Annotated in this window: 10 protein-coding genes and 1 tRNA gene; 7 read left to right on the top strand and 4 right to left on the bottom strand. The window is 62.1% G+C overall.

The annotated features are described in order from the left end of the window. Positions 1 to 35 precede the first annotated feature (35 nt). Positions 36 to 1,409, bottom strand: a complete 1,374-nt coding sequence (locus C4S68_RS21740; protein WP_235011781.1) for a hypothetical protein — start codon at positions 1,407 to 1,409, stop codon at positions 36 to 38. A 250-nt stretch (positions 1,410 to 1,659) separates the two neighbouring features. On the opposite strand from C4S68_RS21740, the gene C4S68_RS21735 reads away from it, so the two are divergent. The 3 genes from C4S68_RS21735 (at position 1,660) to C4S68_RS21725 (ending at position 9,755) form a co-directional block, all read left to right on the top strand. Beyond that, positions 1,660 to 5,256: an outer membrane beta-barrel protein gene (locus C4S68_RS21735; protein ID WP_103935226.1), complete on the top strand. Its 3,597-nt coding sequence runs from the start codon at positions 1,660 to 1,662 to the stop codon at positions 5,254 to 5,256. A gap of 117 nt (positions 5,257 to 5,373) precedes the next feature. Beyond that, entirely contained in the window at positions 5,374 to 8,301 is a 2,928-nt protein-coding gene (locus tag C4S68_RS21730; protein ID WP_160115280.1) for a glycosyl hydrolase, read from the top strand. Between the two features lie 389 nt (positions 8,302 to 8,690). Further along, positions 8,691 to 9,755 (top strand): bifunctional glycosyltransferase family 2/GtrA family protein, encoded by a 1,065-nt coding sequence (locus tag C4S68_RS21725; protein WP_103935224.1) that lies wholly within the window; start codon positions 8,691 to 8,693, stop codon positions 9,753 to 9,755. Positions 9,756 to 9,793: 38 nt separating this feature from the next. On the opposite strand, the gene C4S68_RS21720 is transcribed toward C4S68_RS21725, so the two are convergent. Beyond that, complete coding sequence (locus C4S68_RS21720; RefSeq protein WP_160115279.1) at positions 9,794 to 11,959, bottom strand: tetratricopeptide repeat protein; 2,166 nt, start codon at positions 11,957 to 11,959, stop codon at positions 9,794 to 9,796. Positions 11,960 to 12,093: 134 nt separating this feature from the next. On the opposite strand from C4S68_RS21720, the gene C4S68_RS23875 reads away from it, so the two are divergent. The 3 genes from C4S68_RS23875 (at position 12,094) to C4S68_RS21700 (ending at position 18,839) form a co-directional block, all read left to right on the top strand. Beyond that, complete coding sequence (locus C4S68_RS23875; protein WP_327333947.1) at positions 12,094 to 15,858, top strand: DNRLRE domain-containing protein; 3,765 nt, start codon at positions 12,094 to 12,096, stop codon at positions 15,856 to 15,858. Positions 15,859 to 15,947: 89 nt separating this feature from the next. Then, the gene (locus C4S68_RS21705; RefSeq protein ID WP_160115278.1) at positions 15,948 to 18,167 is read left to right on the top strand and encodes an NHL domain-containing protein; all 2,220 of its coding nucleotides are present in this window, start codon (positions 15,948 to 15,950) and stop codon (positions 18,165 to 18,167) included. Between the two features lie 36 nt (positions 18,168 to 18,203). Further along, positions 18,204 to 18,839 carry a hypothetical protein gene (locus tag C4S68_RS21700; protein WP_103935220.1) on the top strand — a complete coding sequence of 212 codons (636 nt, stop codon included), beginning with the start codon at positions 18,204 to 18,206 and terminating at the stop codon, positions 18,837 to 18,839. A 500-nt stretch (positions 18,840 to 19,339) separates the two neighbouring features. On the opposite strand, the gene C4S68_RS21695 is transcribed toward C4S68_RS21700, so the two are convergent. Both C4S68_RS21695 and C4S68_RS21690 read right to left on the bottom strand, forming a co-directional pair. Further along, positions 19,340 to 19,414 (bottom strand) — tRNA-Phe (locus C4S68_RS21695). A gap of 254 nt (positions 19,415 to 19,668) precedes the next feature. Continuing rightward, positions 19,669 to 20,319 (bottom strand): hypothetical protein, encoded by a 651-nt coding sequence (locus tag C4S68_RS21690; RefSeq protein WP_103935219.1) that lies wholly within the window; start codon positions 20,317 to 20,319, stop codon positions 19,669 to 19,671. A gap of 163 nt (positions 20,320 to 20,482) precedes the next feature. On the opposite strand from C4S68_RS21690, the gene C4S68_RS21685 reads away from it, so the two are divergent. Continuing rightward, positions 20,483 to 20,836, top strand: coding sequence for a hypothetical protein (locus tag C4S68_RS21685; RefSeq protein WP_103935218.1), 354 nt, complete (start codon positions 20,483 to 20,485; stop codon positions 20,834 to 20,836). Positions 20,837 to 21,002 lie beyond the last annotated feature (166 nt).

Raw genomic sequence — 21,002 nt, 5'->3', positions numbered from 1 at the left:
GAGATCCTCTCCGCGCCCGCATTTTTTTGAGGAGTTTACTGAGCGGATTCCTGCACGCGATGCACCGCGATAATCTCCGCATTCAACGACGTGCCGCTCAACCGTGTCGTTCGCAACAGGGCTTCGAAGTAGGGCAGGCGATCGGTATGGAGGGCGGCCTTCAGGTGTTGGATCTGCTCTTCGGAAGTGAGGAACTCTGCCGCCGCACTCGTTCCATCAGAGTCCGTGCCTTCCGCAATCACCACCTGTCCCGTCCGGCTTGGGTTTGGCAGATACGCGACGATACTGTAACCGCGGATGCCGATCGGATCATTCGTGACGGCGTAGCGCGCCGGTGCGCCAGGCGCGGGATGTCGATCCTGTACGAACGCCTGCCCGTGCTCGAAGTCGAAGTCGAGGATGAAGTTCATGTCTCGCTCCATCAGCACGACCCACGGATTCGCCTTCTTCCCGCCCATCAGCACAACGTTGTTCCGCTTGATCGAGTCCGCGCCGTAGAACCTGGCTGCGGTCAGTCGAAACGCTCCCGCAAACCCCGGCAGCGACGAGATCTGTTGTGCACCATGGAAGGCCCCCAGAGTAATCAGGTTGTGGTTCAGGATCTGCCAGAGATCTGCCTTGCGGTCGTCGCTGAGGGAAGAGGTGTTGATCACCCCCTGGTAGCTGCGATCGAGATAGTCGGTCAGCATCACAGGCCGCTTCAGAACGTCCTCTGCGACCGAAAGAGAGTCATCCGGCAGCACAATGTCGGCCGGATGAGCCGTGCTGGCAAAGCGTGACCAGAACGCTGAAACGGCCGGCCCTGCATGAGCCGCGTCTGCCGGGCGATGTCCCGCCTGCCACCATCCGAAGCTCACCACGGATAGAGCCGCGATAGCCACCGACGCGATAGCCCACATCGCGTGCACCCGCATCGGCACACGGGGCGCAGTGTCTCCCACAACGGGCTGCGCCGCCAGTCCGCTCACGGCAGCGGCTGGCGCCAGGCTCGAGTCCGGAACGGAGGGCAATGGTCTCGCCTCCGTTTCGGACCGAACGTGGAAGACCGGCTTGTAGCTTCCCCGCGGAATCGAAAACGTCAGCGGCTCGTGCTCGCCTTCGGTCGCAAAGTACTGGTCCACCCGGCGACGCAGTTCGGTAGCGTTGACGCGAACGATATTGTCCTGGCTCCGGTCGTACTCCCGCGAGCGATCGAAGACCCTCTCGCCGATCTCCTGTTCGTGAATCTCGGCGCTGTCGTCATCCACCGACCGTAGCCCAACGTACAGCAGGAAGTCGCGCAGGCGCGCTGAGCGACGAAACAGCGCACTCCCGGCGACACGCTCGATCAGGGCTCGGCGCTCTCGCCGGTCCGCCGCATTCTCTGCGCGCGATCCCTTACGTTCGTCGGCTGTCGCCACCGTGTCCATCGCCCATCCTCGTCAGTGCCCAGAAGTCTAGCATCTGAAATAGAGCGCTGGCCAAGTTCCGAGGCACTTCTGCGCACTTAGCATCGATGCCGCAAACCACTGATGATAAACATCTTGAATCAATTTCTAACCGTTAGAACTTCGCTCGCCTTCCGGTAAATTAACTTGTCGGTCGTTGCTTCCGCTTCCGAGCATGGGTCGTTTTCAAGCCGGCCCTCTCAGAGGCCGGGAATCAAGGAGATCCCACGGGATGGCAGCAATCGAAACAATTTTGAGGCTGGTGAAGACCGCACGACGGGCGTCCGTAGTGCTCGCGTTGATGGGGATAGCCCTCGGCGCGACCGCGCAGCAATACCTCGGCACCATCGGCGGAGAAGTCACGGACCCGAGCGGCGCAAAGGTCCCCGCCGCCGTCCTCACCGCGGAAGAGGCGTCCACTCACTTCAAGACCACCGCAACCGCAAACGGCGCTGGGGCCTTCAACATGCCTTCGCTCCAGCCCGGCACGTACACGCTGACGCTCACTGCCTCCGGCTTCCGCAAGGAGGTGCGCACCAACGTCGTGCTCACCGCCGGCCAGCTCGAGGTCATCGACTTCCAGCTCAGCCCGGCCGGCGCTACCGAGACCGTGAACATCGTTGCCGAGAACCCGCTCGTCGATACCGGCTCCGCGAACATCGCGACCACGCTCAGCACCGCCGAGGTCACCGACCTGCCCAACAACGGGCGCAATCCGTTCGTCATGGCGACCCTCGCCGCGGGTGTCACGAACACCGCCTCAGGCGGCTACTTCCAGGGCAAGTCCAGCCAGTTCACCAATCCCTTCAGCGGCGTGGCCGTGCAGGTGACGACCGAAGGCAGCGGCGGCCACAACCGCCTCATGCTGAACGGCATCCCCGACGACCCGGCCGAGCGCTTCTCCGGCGCCGGATATACCGGCTTCGTGCCCTCGCCGGAGGCCGTCCAGGAGGTCAAGGTCGAGACCTCGGTCTTCGATGCCGCCGTCGGCCACGGAAATGGCGTCGTCACCAACACCATCATCCGCACCGGCGCCAACAAGGTGCACGGCGCAGCCTACTACGTCTTCCAGAACACTTACCTCAACGCCAACACCAGCGAGAAGGTCCCTAACCAGAACGCCGCTACCGGAAAGACCCCACGCAACAACGACCAGCTCAGCCAGACCGGCTTCGTGGTGGACGGCCCCGTGTGGATTCCCAAGGTCTACAACGGGCGGGACAAGACCTTCTTCATGGTCGCGTTTGAGCGCTACGCTTCGCACACCGCCATCAACTACACGTCGCGCGTTCCCACCTCGGCCGAGCGGGCTGGCGACTTCTCAGTCCTGTGCTCTGGCGGCTTCGACTCCACCGGTCTTTGCACCTCGGGTGTCCAGCTCTACGATCCTCTTTCGCCGGTCGATGCCAACGGCAATCGCACGGCATACTTCGCGAACAACAACATCGCGGCGCGGCTCAATTCGGCCGGTGCCTCCCTCGCCAACTATCTTCCGTTGCCCAACGTGACCGGCGCAGCCGCTACCGCGACCAACTACATCTCCACGCAGACCTCCTACCCCAGCACCTACCCTTCGTTCATCGCCCGCCTCGATCACGCCATCGGCTCGAAGAATAAGCTCAACGCCATCTTCTTCCGTTCAGGCCTCACGCAGAACTACCCCCTCCAGGGCTTCCCCAAGGGAATCGGTCCGCTCACCTCCAGCACCGGCTACGGCTATCACGTCTATCGCAACAACCGCGGCGGCAGCCTCGATGACGTGCAGCAGTTCTCCTCCACCATGGTGCTTGAGTCGCGCTTCGGTATCGTCTTCCATCCCTTCGGCCTCACCTATCCGGGGAACCAGAACTTCGATCTCTCCAGCATCAACATCTCGTCCAGCGGACTGCCGTATACCTCGTTCCCCGGCGCGAGCTTCTCGGATAGCTACGCTGGCCTCTCCCCAGGCGCGGGCGGCCAGGTCTCGGAAGACACGACGGGTTCGCTCACCGAGATTCTCACCAAGTCCTTCTCGCATCACACCGTGCGCTTCGGCTTCGACGGCAACCTGATCCGCTACAACGTGCAGAACCCGCAGAGTGGTCTCGTCGGCACCGGCGCCACCAACCCCGGCTTCCTCTTCGATCGCCGCTTCACGCAGAAGAACTCCATCAGCACCTCGGTCGGTGCGGACGCCAGCTCCGGCGATCCCGTCGCTTCGATGCTGCTCGGCTACTTCAGCACCGCCAACTACAGCATCAACGCCGCCTATGCGCTGCAGCAGATCTACGTGGCGCCCTGGGTGCAGGACGACTGGCGCGTCACTCCGAAGCTGACCCTCAACCTCGGCTTCCGCTGGGATTACGAGTCGCCCTTCACCGAGCGCTACAACAAGATGGTGTCCAACTTCTGCACCACCTGTGCCAACCCGCTGCAGGCCTCGGTCTCGGGGCTCACGCTCAACGGTGGCCTGCAGTACACCAGCAGCAGCAACCGCCATCCCTACTCGCCGGACTATAACAACTTCCAGCCGCGCATCGGTCTCGCGTACCAGGCCTTCCCCGGTACGGTCTTCCGCGGCGGCTTCGGCATCATCTACTTCAACACCCTGGAGACGCCCATCGGCACCGGCTTCAGCCAGCTCACCAGCTACAACAACTACACCACCAGCGCTCCGCTCAACTCCCTTGCGGCTCCGTTCCCCAGCGGCGTGACCTTGCCTACCGGCAGCTCGCTGGGTCTTTCGACCGCGCTCGGCCAGAGCATCAGCTTCGTCGATCCCAACCACATCCAGCCGCGCAGCCTGCAGTACAGCGGCAGTCTGCAGCAGCAGATGCCCGGGAACCTCGCGCTGCAGATCGCTTACCTCGGCACCGAGGCACAGAACCTCGAGGTCAACCACAACATCAACGTCCTGCCTCAGAGTTACTACGACCAGGGTGCGGCTGAGGTCACCTACCTCAACACCGCGGTCGCCAACCCGATGGCTGGCAAGTTCACCGGCACCACCACCCTGAACAACGCGACCGTCGCGCGCAACCTGCTGCTGCTTCCGTACCCCGAGTTCGGCAGCGTCACCGAGCAGTACAGCTCCATCGGCACCGTCAACTACAACTCGCTGCAGGTGCAGGTCTCGCGCCCCATGCGCAATCACTTCTCACTGCAGGCCAACCTCACCTGGTCGAAGACCATGCTGCACAACGGCTTCGTCAACAACTTCGGCGCCATGCCGCAGCTCTACTCCGTGCAGGATCCCAACGCGACCATCGTCGCCAACGTCTTCGGCACCCTTCAGCTGCCGAAGTTCCAGAACATGAACTACGCCGCCCGCCTCCTCGTTGGCGGATGGCAGCTCAACAGCGTCTTCCGCGCACAGAACGGCAACCTCATCTCCGCACCCGGCAGCGTCGACATCATCGGAGATCCTCACCAGGCTCATCCGACGTACTCCCGCTTCATCAACACCTGCTACGAGAACACCTCGGGCGCGCTGGTCAACTCCACCAGCTCGGCGCCCGCGTGCGACTCGCAATCGCCCACGCCTGCCTATCGCCAGCGGCTCTCCTACACCACGCAGCACAACAGCTTGTACCTGCCCATCCGCCAGCGAATCTATCCGTTGATGGATGCTTCGCTCTTCAAGCAGTTCCAGCTGCGCGAAGGTGTCAGCTTCGAGATCCGTGGCGAGTTCTTCAACGTCCTCAACACGCCGGAGTTCGGTGCGCCCAGCACCAGCCTCGGTGGTTCCACCTTTGGAGCCGCCCCGTACACCACCGTCAACGGCGCCAACTACTTCACCCAGGCCAACGATGCGCGTATCGGACAACTCACGGCGCGCATCAACTTCTGATCGTCGATCCTCCGACGCCATCTGCCCGGAGATCTTCCGGGCAGATGGCGCATTTTCCCGGCCCTTGTACCATCGCAGGGATTCTTGTTGGCAGCGGTTATCGCGAAAGGGATTGTTTTGAGGGACCGGCTTACCCTTCTGGGGCTTGGGATCTTGCTCACCTGTGGAGCGTCACGCACGCCGCAGGCTTCGGCGCAGTACATCACGGACCACCCCGCCCAGGGCGCAACGACGCCCGCGCAGCTGCGTCTCGGATTTAGCGATCCACCCCCGCCAGCGCGACTGCGCTGTTACTGGTGGTGGCTCAATGGAAATACCGACGCCCCCACCATCACGCATGACCTCGAACAGATGGCGGCGATGGGATACGGCGGCGCCATCCTCGTCGACGCCGGTGGAGCGGATCAGAACGGCAATCGCCCCGTCCCTGCTGGCCCTCGCTTCGGCACTCCCGCATGGACGAAGCTCTATCTCCACGCGCTCCGGGAGGCAGACCGCCTCGGCCTCGAGATCAGCCTCAATATTCAAAGTGGCTGGAACCTCGGAGGCCCAGGTGTAAAGCCCGAGGATGCCTCGAAGATCCTCACGTGGTCGCGTAAAGACGTAAGAGGGGGTCGCCTCCTCGAACTCACGCTCACCGCTCCGGCGACGCACGACGGCTTCTACCGCGAGATCGCAGTGCTCGCCTATCCGCTGCATCGCGGCGTCGCGCTCCCTCCCGATCAACCGGCGAAGTCTGGGCCTCACTCTGGCAACTCCAACGGAAACGCCCTGCGCTATCGCATCGGTGCCGCAGAGACCGGATTCAGCATGCCGGACTCCTCGTCGATGGTCGATCCCGGGCCGAAGCCCGATGACACCGCACTCGCCGATGCTTCGCTTGCGGAGGTGCAGAACCTCACTGACCATGTTCGCAACAACAAGCTCACCTGGCAGGCGCCTGGTGGCGACTGGGAGATCCTTCGCATCGGTTACACCGCTTCGGGCGCGCTGGTCTCCACCTCCAGCTCCACCTGGAAGGGGCTCGCGATCGACTACCTCGATCACCGCGCCTTCGATCGCTATTGGGACCAGAACATGCAGCCGCTGCTGGAAGCCGCAAAGCCTTACCTCGGCCGCAGCCTCAGGTATCTCGTCACCGATAGCTGGGAGCTCGGCGGCGCCAACTGGACGGCAGACTTCCGCGAACAGTTCCAGCGGCGCCGTGGCTATGATCCCGTGCCCTATCTCCCCACGGTGGCAGGCCGCATCGTGCAGGACCGCGGTCACACCACGCGCTTCCTCGATGATCTGCGCCGCACCGTCGCCGACCTCGTCACCGAGGAACACTACGACGTCTTCGCAGCGCATGCCCGCGCGTATGGACTCGGCATCCATCCCGAAAGTGGTGGCCCTCACGGAGCTCCACTCGATGCGCTCGAGACCTTCCGCGGCAGTGCCTTCCCGCAGACCGAGTACTGGGCGCCCAATGCGCATCGCGCCACTGACCGCGATCGCTTCTTCACCAAGGAGGCCGCGAGTGCAGCCAACATCTACGGCAAGCCCTTCGTCGCGCAGGAAGGCATGACCACCGTTGGCCCGCAGTGGAACGAGAGCCTCGCCAACGATCTCAAGCCCGCCTTCGACCGCGCCATCACCGAGGGCATGAACCGCCTCTTCTGGCATGAGTTCACCTCCTCGCCTGCACGCATGGGCATGCCCGGGCAGGAGTACTTCGCCGGCACGCACGCCAACCCCAACGTCACCTGGTGGTCCGCTGCGCACGACTTCTTCGCCTATCTCAATCGCGTGCAGTTCCTCATGCAACAGGGAACGCCCGTCAATGACGTCCTCTACGACTACGGCGACAACGTGCCCAACTTCGTGCGGGTCAAGTCCGACGATCCTGCCCACGTCCTGCCTGGCTACGACTACGACGTCACCAACGAAGACGCGCTCCTGCACACCCTGCACGACGATGGTACGGAGCTGGTCGGCCCCACCGGAAGCCGTTGGCGGCTGCTCGTCCTTCCATCCACGCGCAGGCTCACGCTCACGTCGCTGCGACGCGTCGCGGCCTATCTCGAAGGTGGCGGAGCCGTTGCTGGCCTCCCATTGCTTGGCGCCACCGGTAACCAGAGCCCCGCAGATCAATCTGCCTTCAACGAGCTCTCCTCGCAGCTGTTCGCAGGGTGCACTGAAGGCCAGTCGAGAAGCTTTGGCAAAGGCACCTTGATCTGCACGCAGGATGGCCGCAAGGCGCTCGCGATGCTGCACGTCGCACCCGACTTCGAGAGCACCTCGCCTGCAGTTGATTACATCCATCGCCGCAATGGCTCGACTGACATCTACTTCATCCGCAACACAACAGCCAGCGCTATCGACACCACGCTGACACTCCGTGTGCCCGGCGGCCACGCCCAGCTTTGGGATGCGGTCACCGGCGAAGCGCAGCCGCTCGCTGCCGATAGCACCGGGCAGGCCACCCGCGTCTCTGTGCATCTCGCGGCCCACGGCTCGAGCTTCGTCCTCCTCGATCCCTCGTTCTCGAGCCCCGGTGTCCCTTCACCTCACGCACCATCGCGTCTCATCGCGACGCTGCAGCACTGGACCCTAAGCTTCCAGCAGGGAAGAGGTGCTCCCGTCGAACCGCAGCAGTTCAACGATCTGCAGAGTTGGAGCGCCTCCACCACGCCAGGCATCCGTTACTTCTCGGGGACGGCCACCTACACCACGCAGTTCACTCTCTCCGGCGCAGATGCATCACGCGGTGTGCTCTTGCAACTCACCGACGTGCATGAACTCGCGCGCGTCTTCGTCAATGGCAAGCTCCAGGGCACCATCTGGGCGCACCCCTACTCTCTCGCGCTGTGCAAGGATCTCCACGCCGGCGCCAACGAGCTCCGCATCGAGGTCTCGAACGACTGGGCGAATCGCCTCATCGGAGACGCGCAACCTGGCGTCACGCAACCCATCACGCACACCAACATCTCCGCCTACAAGGCGGACTCTCCGCTGCTTCCCTCCGGATTGATTGGAGCCGTGACCATTCACAGTCAGCCCTGACAGCGAGACTGCGTTTCGACCATCATCAACCGTGACGGAGCGCATGCTGCCCGGAGGCTGCCGTCGTTCGGTCAACATGCTGAAGGTGCTGCGCATGAGCGGGCTTGCATCCCGCCAGGAGACCGGCGGCAAGCGCTACGGCTGCGACAAATGTGCGCTTGAGCTGTTTTCGTGTCATCGTCATCGGACCTGTCCTCGGAAATCGAATCAGGACGCATCTTCGCGGCCTTACTCAATTCGCGCGTTCCGTCCGCAAAATGTGTCACGCCCCGGGAATGATTTTCACCGCACGTTGAATCGGGCGCCCGGTGCTTCCCGAAATGCAGCTAGTGGCAAGTCGAGTTGAGCTGTGGCATCGAGGGATTACTTCGGTGTAGGTTTTCAGGAGCATGCATCCTTCCACAGAGCTCCCCACGAAATCGCTAACCGCCGTGTACGTAGTCATACCAGCTCGTGAGCCTGAGCCTGTGCTTGCCGAGCTGGTGGGTGACCTGATTGCCCGTGGCTTTGCAGGGATTCTCGTGCTCAATGATGGAAGTTCCGCGGATGCTGAACCCATCTTCAGGGCGGCGCAGAACTCCGGGGCGAAGCTGCTAACCCACGCAGTCAACCTTGGTAAGGGGCGCGCGCTGAAGACCGCGTTCAACCACGTATTGTCGGAGCTCCCTGGGGCCGTCGGCATTGTGACGGCGGACGCAGACGGACAACACACCGTTGCAGACATCGTGCGTGTTGCAGAGGCGCTGGTCGCTTCCAACGACGCTGTGCTGGGCGCGCGCTCCTTTGCCGGCAGCGTGCCGTTGAGAAGCCGATTCGGTAACGTGCTAACTCGATATGTATTTGCGCTGGCAACAGGAGCGTGGCTGGGAGATACCCAGAGCGGGCTGCGCGGCATCCCAACGAAGCTGCTTCCTGGGCTCATGACGCTCGAGGGCGAGCGTTACGAGTTCGAGATGAACATGCTCGCGCACCTTTGCAGCGAGGGAAAGACCGTTTTAGAGATACCCATCGAGACGGTGTACATTGATGGCAATCGCTCTTCGCATTTCAGTCCCATCTGGGATTCGATGCGGATCTACTTCGTTCTCGCGCGGTTTGTGTTGTCCTCGGTCGTAGCGGCGTGCCTGGATCTCCTGCTGTTCCTGGTGGCGTTCCGGCTTACCGGGCACATCGGATGGTCGGTCATCGCCGGGCGCACAAGCTCGCTGGTGAACTTCACACTCAACCGCCAATTTGTCTTTCGCAGCCGCGGAGGGCTGGTGCGTTCGCTGCTCGAGTATTACTTGTTGGTGGCCGTCGTCGCTCTGGGTAGCTATGCAGCGATCTCCATGCTGGCTCACCGTTGGGGCTGGCAGGTGTTCTCTGCGAAGCTGCTGGTGGACAGTCTGCTAAGCCTCGTAAGCTTCTCCGTGCAGCGCACCTTTGTCTTTCGTCGTGACGCTCGCATCCGCTGAGACCTGGCATCGTCTTTCCGCGACCTGGTCCACAGCCGTCAAGGACGTCCGCCGACGAGGCTCTTCTGCTTTTCCGAGAGAGCCCAGGCGAGGTTGTTCTTCGCTAGCTGGAAGTCGGGCTTCAGGGCGACCGCTTTCTGAGCGGCGGCGATGGCGGCGTCCCAGCGCCGCAGGCTGGCATCGGCTGCGGCTATGTTATTCCACGCTTCTGCCGATCCGGGTTCGAGCTTCGCCGCGGCGGTGGCAGCCTGCAGACTCGCCTGATACTCCTTCGCTTGGTACAGCGTCAGAGAGCGGGCGAGCAGAGCAGGGAAGGCTGCGGCTGGCGCGGGCGGTCCCGAAGTCTGCTGACTGTGTGCGAGAGCCTCCGCCAGATTATTGCGTGCGATCTGCAGCGACGCGTCGATCGCCAGCGCGTGGCGATCATCTTCAGCGGCTTCCTCCCAGCGCCCGAGACGTGCGAGCGACGCTCCAATGTTGTTGTAAGCCTGTGCGGATTGCGGATTGATGGCGAGAGCTTCCTGCGCCGCGCGGATGGAGCCCTCGTAGTCACCCCGCGTATAGCACGCCAGAGACTCGTTAATCGCGTGCTCCTCGGGATGAACAGCGGCTTGCGCGACGGAGGGCACGGGCAAAGGGCGCGCAGGGTTCAGTTGCCGTGCCAGGTTGTACTGTGCGACGCCTTCACTGCCGCGCCCTCGCTCCATCAGCCAGCGCCCGTAGAAGGCGTGCGTCTGATCGTCTGACGGTGCAAGCGCGATGGCGCGCAGAAAGTGTTGCTCGGCCTCGGCGTTATGCCCCATGGCGCCGTTCACGATGCCGAGGTTGATCTCGAGGGTTGCGTAGTTGGGTGTGAACTCCGTCGCGCGGGTGAAGTAGTCGAGCGCCCGGGCGAAGCGTCCCTGCTCCATCTGGGTGAGGCCGTAGATCATCAGGCCGCGACCGTTATGCGGAGACTTCTGGACGTCATCCCACCAGAGAGATTCCTCGCTGTGCCACACACGATTGCGGACCGTGGTCCCATACGCGTATCCGCATAGAGCAAGGAGCACGGCTGCGGAGATAGCCCCGCGCCATCGCTGCATGTTCCGCACACCGAGGACCCGTTGCAGCGCCAGGTAGAGAGCCCATACGGTCCCTGGGATCAGGCCAGCGAAGCTGAAGAACATGCGATGGTCGTTCTCGACTTCGGAGAGCGCATACGCAGAGGTCGGAAGCTGCGTAACCACGAACCAGATCAGCCCATAGGTCAGCGGCTTTAGCCTGGGCGACCGCGCACTGAGCCATATGCCCGCGAGCAAAGCTGCGAGGAACACCAGTCCAAGCATGGCCTCCGCATTGAGGCTGGTGAAGGGCTGAAGATCGCTGTCCACGTTGAGGTGAAGCGGAAGGAACAGCTCCGCGAAGTAACGCAGCCAGACGAAGGGCTGGGTAAGGCGGTAGGCCGAAGGCGAGAGGATCGACGGAGCAAAGGTCTTCGGCGTCATAGCTGACTGCAGCACGAGGGCCGCAGCGGTAACCAGCAACGACGGAACGACTGCTATCGCGGCCTTCCTCCATCGCTTCTCCTCCGAAACTTCGAATAGCGCGATGTAAGCGAAGAGGAGCACTGGAAAGACCGCCGCGGGAGGCTTGCACAGCAGCGCAAAGATCAGTGGCAGGAGATAAACGCCATAGCGGCGCCCTCCTCGCCATTGCATGTAGAGGACCAGAGCAGCCACGCAACCCAGCGTACAAAAAAGATCGCCGCGCTGAATGATGTAATTCACCGTCTCGGCCATTGCAGGATGGAGCCCGAACCAGGCTGAAGCGAGGATCGCGAGCCATGGTGCAGCTGGCAACGGTTCCGTGTTCTTGTACAGCCCGCTGGCCAGCAGAGATACCAGCCACACAAGGATAAGAAACTCGATGGTGGTGCTCAGGTGAAACCAGAAAAGCTGATAGCCCTTGCCGAGGTGATAGTCCAATGCCAGGGAGGCGGAGACGATGGGGCGATAGGTCCGGTTCGCGGGAAGAACACTGAATGTCGAAGCGTCACGAAAGTAACTCGGCACGTTGCTGAGGCTTCGAATGCTCGGATTATCAGTAATCGTGTGGAAATCGTCGAAGTGGAACCCGTTGTCGAACGAGTGCGCATAGACCAGCAAAACCATCATGAGCACCAGGCCCATGGAAGCAAGCATGAACTTGTGAGGCTTATCCACGGTTCCGATCGATGAGGGAATTCCCGTCACCGAAGATATCATCTCGTTGAATTCTTCAAAGATATTTTCTCGACGCTATAGACAGATCGCGGGATCGATCAGTAGAGTTCACCGAGTCGCCGAAATATTTCGCTGTGCATCAGCCGGGCCTGTTGTGGGAGAGACCTGCGCTTTGCTTCGGGCATTGCGTCGACGGAGAGATTGTGTTGCCGAAACGATTCCTGGTTACCCTCAGAGCTATTGCCGCCATCGCTCTCGCCGCCTGCAGCATCAGTGCCCTGGCTTCCAATCTGCCCGTTTCGGCGGATGCTCACGTTAGCTCCACACGGCCATCGGCGAATCTCGGATACATGTCCAATCTGTACGTCGGCGGTGGAAACACTGCGCTGGTGCAGTTTGATCTGAGCGGCCTGCCTGCAGGGATTACAGAGTCGCAAATCTCCAGCGCCAAGGTGACGATGTTCGTCAACCGGGTGTACTCGGCCGGGGCGATCACGGTGTCTCCTGTGACGAGCGCGTGGAGCGAAGGTTCGGTCACCTACGCGACCCAGCCTTCCGCAGGAGCGACGGTTCTCAGTGTGACGCCAGGCAGCAGCGGCATCTACGTCACTCTCGATATCACGTCTCTGGTGCAGGGCTGGATCACAAACCCTGCGACGAACTTTGGCATTGAGCTGGGCTCAGCCTCTGGTCAGTACTCCCTCGATTCGAAGGAGAATGACCAGACGGGGCACGCCGCCATTCTGGACGTCACGGTGACCTCCATGGGGGCTACCGGTGCAACGGGAGCCATGGGACTGCCGGGCGCACAGGGTGCAACCGGGGCCACGGGAGCGATGGGTCTTACAGGCGCAACCGGAGCGATCGGTCTTACGGGCGCAACTGGAGCGACGGGCATTCAAGGAATTGCGGGCGCCACGGGTGCTACTGGTGCGACCGGGGCCACTGGCGCCACGGGCATTCAGGGAGCAACCGGGGCCACGGGCCTCACCGGTGCAACGGGTTCGACTGGCCTGACCGGAGCAACGGGAGCCACTGGCATCCAGGGCGTCGCAGGTGTGACAGGAGCTACCGGTGCGACTGGAGCGCAAGGCATCACTGGAGCTACGGGTGTCACGGGTAACACCGGGGCCACGGGCCTCACCGGCGCAACGGGTTCGACTGGCCTGACCGGAGCAACAGGAGCTACTGGCATCCAGGGCGTCGCAGGTGTGACAGGAGCTACCGGCGCGACTGGAGCGCAAGGCATCACTGGAGCTACGGGTGTCACGGGTAACACCGGGGCCACGGGCCTCACCGGTGCAACGGGTTCGACCGGCCTGACCGGAGCAACAGGAGCCACTGGCATCCAAGGCGTCGCAGGTGTGACAGGAGCTACCGGCGTAACTGGAGCTCAAGGCATTGCTGGCGCGACAGGCGTCACCGGAGCTACCGGAGTGACTGGCGCGACAGGCATCACCGGCGCGACGGGCCTTACCGGAGCCACTGGCTCTACGGGCGTTACGGGCAACACTGGTGCCACGGGTCTAACGGGCGCAACGGGTGCGACCGGCATTACTGGTGCCACTGGCGTCACCGGAGCAACAGGCGTCACCGGCGATAAGGGGGCAACAGGCGCAACGGGTAACACCGGCGCGACGGGCCTTACCGGATCCACTGGCTCTACGGGCGTTACGGGCAACACTGGTGCCACCGGCGCAACCGGATCCACCGGCGCAACGGGTGTGACCGGCGCGACCGGAGCGCAGGGCGCAATCGGAGCTACAGGTGCAACCGGTGCCACTGGTGCAGCGGCAGGCGGCACGTATTCCGCGTCCGTCAACTATGTGCCAGGTTCGGTCGTCACCTATGGTGGCACCACGTACCTCGCTCTGGCATCTTCGACGGGCGTGCAGCCTGGCACGAATGCGAGTGATTGGGTCGCTACTACCGGCAGCGGATCGGGATCTTCCTCGACTCCCGTCTGGCTGCTCGCCACAACCACAGGCAGCTACAGCGTGTCGGCGAACGGCAACTACATGTCCAGTGCCGCTCCCACGGTTGTGAACTCGACGGGCCTCAGCTACTCCTCAGGCGCAGTCACCGTCACCAACGCTGGAACCTACCTTATCGACTTCTCGACCAACAGCTCCGTCAGTATCGGCGCGGCGATTGCTCTAAAGAAGAACGGAACCACCGTGACCAACCTTAGCCCGACGGATGCCATTTCCACGGTCCTCGCGCTGAATGCGGGCGATGTCCTGACCTTCGTCGACACCACGGGGACGAGCCAGAGCATTACAGCCCCCGGTGGAAATATCCAAACGCTGTACCTGCGCATCGCCAGTCTTGGCGGCAGTGGAGCGACCGGAGCCACTGGCGCCACCGGAGTTACAGGTGCGACCGGGGCCACGGGTATCGGCCTCACCGGAGCTGCGGGCGTCACAGGCGCAACGGGTGCGACGGGAGTCACAGGTGCAACTGGCGCCACCGGAGCTGCAGGCGCTACCGGTCCCTTTGTTGGCGGTAACTACTCTTCCTCGGTCGCCTATCCCGCCGGATCGGTGGTGGTCTATGGCGGGACCACCTACCTGGCGATCGCGAATACCACCGCAGGCATTCTTCCCACCGATGGGAGCTACTGGGTCGCGACGACTGGCAGCGGCGGTAGCGGCGGCGGTACCGCGTCGTACCTGAACGCGTATACGACCAACGCCTACTCTGTAGCAAACAACGGCAACTTCCTGAACGCCACCCCGATGACCTATAGCGCTTCCGGCATCGGGTTCAATGTGTCGACCGGCGTGGTCACGATCAATGCCACCGGCACTTATATCATCGATTTCCTGGGAAACAGTAACCCTATCTCGTTGAACAGGAATGGGTCGAGTATCGCCATCTCGGATCCCTCGAATGGAATTCTTGCTGTCCTGGCGTTGACTGCCGGGGATACGCTGACGATTACGAATACCAGTGGCGCCACGCAGTCCAACTCCTCGTTTGCCGGCTACGACCTGCTTAGCCTTCGCATCGCGAGTGTTGGCGGAGCAACGGGAGCAACGGGAGCCACCGGAGCAACGGGAGCGACCGGAGCGACGGGGGTAGGCCTTACCGGAGCTGCTGGCCCGACGGGCGCAGCAGGGCCGGCCGGGGCGACGGGCTTACTCACCGCCGTTACCAACTACTCCAGCTCCACCACCTATATCAAGGGCGATATCGTCTATTGCCCGGCCAGCGGAGCCTGCACCACAAGCGCGCAGGGGTCCACCTGGCAGTACATCAACGCCACGTCCAGCTCCGGCCACGACCCCTATAACAACACCACCTACTGGCAGGAGATCGCCGCAGCGGGTCTGATCGGCGCGACCGGCTCAACAGGTGCGACGGGCGCGAATGGTCCAGAGGGTCCAACGGGCCCGGCGGGCGCAACCGGTCCGGCCGGATCGTCGGCTACGGGGGCAAGTCCCGCCGGCCTGCCATATACCATGACCCCACACGAGATCGGCTATAACGCGACCGAGGTGTACTTTTCGCCAGGAAGTTCGATTCTCACTCTGGCGACTACCAGTCCCGAGCCAACCAGCACAGTGTTGGTCCCGTCCTCCTGCACTGCCAGCTTCACGGTGTACTCATCGAGTGCCCTTCAGAACAGTTCTCACCCACTGACGTTTACGCTCTACGAGACGCAGAACAACACTGCAGCCTCGGCACAGACGGCGTTGTCCGCCGGAAGCTCGCTTGCCAGTTGTGAGATCAACGCTGCCGCCAGCTCCAGCACTCCAGCATCATGCAGCGCGACAGCCAGTTCGAAGACCACCGCTGGCTATCTCCTCTATTTCCAGGTCAGCGGGGATTCCACGGCATTACCGACCTCGGGCAGCGTCTATATGCCTATCTGGGTCGCCTTCTCCTGTCAGTAGGTGGGGCGGCCTGGTCAGTATGCGACCTGTTTGTGATGGCACTCCCTCTACACACACACCTGCTGGAAGCCGGGATATCCCTTAAGAGCATGAAGACGCTGCGCGAAACAGTACGGGTGGGTGGGCTGGCCGTGGCCGGCCTGACACTATGCCTCTCCGCTTCGGCGCAAGGTGTGCTGACCGTAACTCCGGGACCCGTGACCGCAACCACGGCGGGAACCGGGGCCGTCGGTTATTCAGGGGATGGCGGTGCAGCTGTTTCGGCAACACTTGCCTCGCCTTCTGCGGTGGCCTATGACTCCAGCGGAAACCTGTTCGTCGCTGACGCGGCGAACCATGTCATCCGCGAGGTCCTGGCGAGCAACGGCAAGATCCAAACAGTGGCCGGGACAGGAGTCGAAGGGTACTCCGGCGATGGAGGCGCAGCAACATCGGCACAGTTGGATACGCCAACCGGCATCGCCGTGGACACAAGCGGGAACCTCTACATCGCGGACTCGCACAATCATCGCGTGCGCCTGGTCTCAGGCGGCACGATCACGACCATCGCGGGCACAGGCGCCGCTGGCTTTTCGGGCGATGGCGCGGCGGCAACTTCCGCGCAGTTGAACATGCCGCATGGCGTAGCGGTGGATGCTTCGGGGAACGTCTACATTGCGGATACCAACAACTTTCGCGTCCGCAAGCTTTCGAGCGGCAACATCACGACGATCGCCGGCACCGGCGAGCAGAACTTCGCCGGAGACGCTGGTGCTGCGACCGCAGCCGCGCTGGACTCTCCAGTAGCCGTTGCTGTGGACGGTGCCGGAAACGTGTATGTGGCCGACCTCCACAATCAGCGGATACGAGCGATCAACACCAGCGGCGTTATCTCGACGGTAGTGGGAAGCGGAGCGTTGAGCTTCGCCGGCGGCTTCGGTGGAGATGGATCAAGTGCCACGGCTGCGGCGCTGAGTCGGCCCAGTGGTGTGAGCGTGGACGCAGCAGGCAATCTCTACATCGCGGACAGCAACAACCAGCGCATCCGCGCAGTCACAGCGGGCGGCATTGCAACCTTGGCCGGCAATGGCACGCAGGGATTTGCGGGAGACGGGGGCGCCCTGAATGCCGCATCGTTTGATACCCCCGTTGCCGCGGTACTCGACGCGAACGGTGATGTCTCCGTGGCGGATCGAGGCAATCAGCGTCTTCGGGGTATCGCGGACAGCACGCTGAACTTCGGATCGGCTCTCGTCGGAGTCGCGTCGGCCACGGAAACGGTGACGCTTTCGAACACCGGAAACGCGGGCCTGACCGTGTCCTCAGCCGCGATCACTGGACCGTTTGCGCGGACCTCGTCCAGCACGTGCGCCACGGGCTCGATTACGCTCGCGGCCAGTGCCAGCTGCACGCTGGTGCTGACGTTTACGCCCACCACCACAGGCACGGTCTCAGGCGCGCTCGCGCTGAATGGGGCAGGAGCGCAGCCGCAGACGATCGCACTGAGCGGCAATGGAACTCAAGCCTCAACGACCACGATGGTTGTGTCGAGCGACCCCGCTCCCTTCGTTGGCGATGCCGTCACGCTCACCGCGACTGTAACGCCCAAGGGCGCAGGCACACCCACGGGGACGGTCACGTTTTACTCCAACGGCTCACCGCTGTACGCTTCGCAGAGACTGGCAAACGGCAGTGCATCGGTGATCACAAGCTTCAGCACAAGCGGCACCTATGCGATTGGTGCGACTTACTCGGGCGACTCAAATTACACGACATCCACGGCCGCTACGATCGTGCAGCCGGTAGGAGATTTCTCCTTCAACATTGCATCGGGCGGCAGTTCGACCGCTTCGGTGGTTCCGGGGAACTCGGCGGTCTTCAACTTCTCATTGCTCCCCGTCGGCGGACCCCTCAGCTTCCCCGTCGCGTTCTCGGCGACCGGTCTTCCCAAGGGAGCCACAGCCACCTTCTCTCCAGCCACACTGACAGCGGGAAGCACAGCCCAGCCCTTCACCATGTCCATCAAGACGCCGGCTCAATCCGGCATGTTGAAGCGCTACGGTCCGATGGGCGGAGGCTCGACCCTGGCGGTCGCCATGCTGCTGTTCCCGTTCTCCGGCAAACGCAAGCGCAGGCTGCGGCCCCTGTTGATGACCTCTGTTGGTCTGCTCTCGCTGGGCACCATGGCGATGATGACAGGTTGCGGTACGAGTGAAGGCTTCTTCGGCCAGCAAGCCCAGACCTACAACATCATCGTATCGGGCACTGCAACCAGCCTGCAGGGCACGACGCTGGTCCGCACGACGAGCGTGACCCTGACCGTGCAGTAAGACGTTCTTGCACCAGCCTGGAGAAAGATAGTCACCATGCAGATGTCCACAATGCGTTCACGCCGTCTCGGAGCCATCTTCGCCATGGTCGTGGTATCGCTCGCGTGGACGACGGCAGCGCGTGCTGAAGAGCCCGGCAAGGTTGCCCCTTACAACGCAGATGCAGCCGTGACCTTTTCTGCGGAAGGCTCCCTGCATACAAACTCCAGTGAGAAGTTTTGGATCTATGGCGGCTCGGTGGAAGCCGGACATCAGGTGTGGCGAGACCTCGGCGTCGCGGCAAACCTCACCGCCGGGCATGCTTCTTCAATCGGAAGCAGCGGGGTTCCCTTATCGCTTTTCAGCTTCACGGTGGGCCCGCGGTACCGCTGGAAGGAACGGGGCAGATGGTCCCCTTACGGCGAAGGACTGTTTGGTGCAGCACACGGCTTCAACTCCTTGTTTCCAAGCACCAGTAACAACGCGCTCGCCATGCCCGGTTATTCTGCAACATCGTTTGCATTGCGACTGGGAGGTGCGCTCGACTATCGCCTCCGCGGCTCACTGGCTGTCCGTGTGCTCGACGTAGGATACGTCTACTCCATGCTTCCGAATGGAGCCGCGAACCACCAGAACGATCTGCATGTTGGTGCGGGAATCGTCTACGTATTTGCAGCAGGCGGCTCGAGATAGAGAAGTGTGGCCGAGGATCATCTTGCGTAGTCTCGCGAATCCAGTCGGCGGTTGCCGGTCAAATCCACGCGATACACTCCAGACTCGCCCGCAAGCCGATCATGGGTTAGGCGGCATGGCCGGTATAGAGCATTCTGACTGCTGAGAATCGCTCGTGATGCGCGATCGCTCGGAGACCTCCTGCATGATGCTTACAACCTGGTCCGTTGTAGCGCGGGTATGCGTCAATTTCCCTCCGTCAGGCGGATCTCTCTGCTTGCTTCCAACGCCGTTTCGCTGCGGACTGGCGAACGGTACCTTGAAAGAACGCCGCGCACCCATTTCGGACAACGGAAGCGCTTCCACTCGGTGTTGTCCTTATGGTCGCAGTCGGCAGAATGGCGCGGATACACCGAAGCCTGGGAGCGCCTTTCTTGGAAAAGGCTAACGCGGGTGGCGGCACAAGTTTGGTACAACCTAGGCCCTCCACCTCGAAACAATAGATTTTATTGTCTAGAAAGTGGTGGCCAGAGACGGGATCGAACCGCCGACGCCGGCCTTTTCAGGGCCGCGCTCTACCACTGAGCTATCTGGCCTTGGCATGGAAATCTTCTGCAGCCGAGCCCTTGCGGGCCGCCAAGAGACTGGCAGAAGCTTCGTTTCGACCTTCGCCTGCCACTGGAGGTTGCGGATTTCGGCCGCTACCGGGAGGGAACCGACGCGCCACCCACAAGGGTCGCACGCCATCGAGAACGTCGAAACCTAGTATAGCAAGAGCCGACCGAAGCTCCAAACTCGACGCTGGGCGCGACCGTTCGCGAGGGGAGTGCCCGGGCATTCTCGATCTGCTCTAAGGTCTGGGCTTGGATTGCGGGCCCGGCGCCAGAGAATCGAACGAAGGGCAAGGATGGCTTGCGTCGTCGGTATCGCAAACGGTGACTTTGCCGAAGGCAAGCACCGCGTCGCCCAAGTCGTTGTCTGAAGCTACAGCTCTCCATGCATGTTGAACCGAGTACAGAGCGTCTTTCCCCTTAATAATCCGGTAAAGCGTCGTCTCAGGCTTTCCGGTCGCGGGATTGATCGGACACTTCACGATCAGCATCGAAACGACGTAGCCGTTCTCCTTTCCCGTAATAATGCCTTTCGGAGTACTGAACCCGGGGCAGCTTTTCGCGAGTAGTCTCCCGATGGTCTGCAGGAACGGCGCGGGGTCGGACTTAAGACCGTGGAAGACCTGCACCGTGATCATCTCCGTCCAATCGTCAACGGTCTCGCCCCTTGGGACAAATTCCGTCAGTGAGCCGATTCGGTCGCTGTGGTAAGCCTTCTCAAAATTCCTCGGCGGAGCAAAAAGCAGATTCTCACCCTTCAGTTGAGCTTCTGACGGATGTCCCGCATCCCGCTGGCTCTGGGAGCCCGTGGTCTGGGAGATCAAAGACCTGACGGCACCAGTCGAGACGATCAGCGCCAGGATGCAGAGAGAAACTCTGCGAAGACTCATGGTCATCCTCCACGTAATTGGCAGGGATCATTCAACGTAATCACGATACAAGCCACCGGGTTGATTCGGAAGCGCCAGAAGCTCACCCGTCCAACGCGAACGCTCGCGCCTCGTCTCCGCTGCTACACTGGCACCGGACCGGCTTCTGGCCCTCCCTTCTCTTATGGTTAAGCGTCTACTCTCCTTCCTCGGTCAGTTCCTGGGTTTTTGCGCGTTCTTCTTCGTCGGCGGCTATTGGGCCTGGGTGCGTCTGACGCTCGAAATGCGCGCCATGGAGAAGGGCGAATCCGCCCCGCCGCTCATCCCGCTCTGGCTCATGCACGTCAATCCCACGCACGACTACGTGCTCAACGGCCTGGTCTTCGCTTCGGTTCTGCTCGTCATTCTCTTGCTGGTACAGGCCTTGCGCCGCAGACTCGGTCGCTGCACGGCAGTCACCCTGGCGGCATTCGTTCTGGCATTCCTCCTAAGCCTCGCCTTCCACAGCGGCTTCGTCATCCTGACGCCTGCAAGCTGAAGATCCTGCTACCCCAGCCCTGTCCGCACACGGATTCACTCCGCCGTCTCACTCCCACCCGGCTGGCCCGCACCCGATTTCGGGTGTCTCCTTCTGTGTCGGAAGAGGGACGCGCAACCGTTTGCCCGCTTGGTAGACTAAAGGTGGTTATTTGCATCGATAGACA

It is taken from the genome of Bryocella elongata, from assembly GCF_900108185.1.
Lineage (GTDB): Bacteria > Acidobacteriota > Terriglobia > Terriglobales > Acidobacteriaceae > Granulicella > Granulicella elongata.
The sequence above is the reverse complement of the archived record's forward strand: the minus strand, read 5'-3'. Positions and strand labels throughout refer to the sequence as shown.

Coding starts and splice junctions, on each gene's coding strand:
- C4S68_RS21740 (WP_235011781.1), bottom strand. CDS start 1,409: ATGGACACGGTGGCGACAGCCGACGAACGTAAGGGATCGCGCGCAGAG.
- C4S68_RS21735 (WP_103935226.1), top strand. CDS start 1,660: ATGGCAGCAATCGAAACAATTTTGAGGCTGGTGAAGACCGCACGACGG.
- C4S68_RS21725 (WP_103935224.1), top strand. CDS start 8,691: ATGCATCCTTCCACAGAGCTCCCCACGAAATCGCTAACCGCCGTGTAC.
- C4S68_RS21705 (WP_160115278.1), top strand. CDS start 15,948: ATGAAGACGCTGCGCGAAACAGTACGGGTGGGTGGGCTGGCCGTGGCC.
- C4S68_RS21700 (WP_103935220.1), top strand. CDS start 18,204: ATGCAGATGTCCACAATGCGTTCACGCCGTCTCGGAGCCATCTTCGCC.
- C4S68_RS21690 (WP_103935219.1), bottom strand. CDS start 20,319: ATGAGTCTTCGCAGAGTTTCTCTCTGCATCCTGGCGCTGATCGTCTCG.
- C4S68_RS21685 (WP_103935218.1), top strand. CDS start 20,483: ATGGTTAAGCGTCTACTCTCCTTCCTCGGTCAGTTCCTGGGTTTTTGC.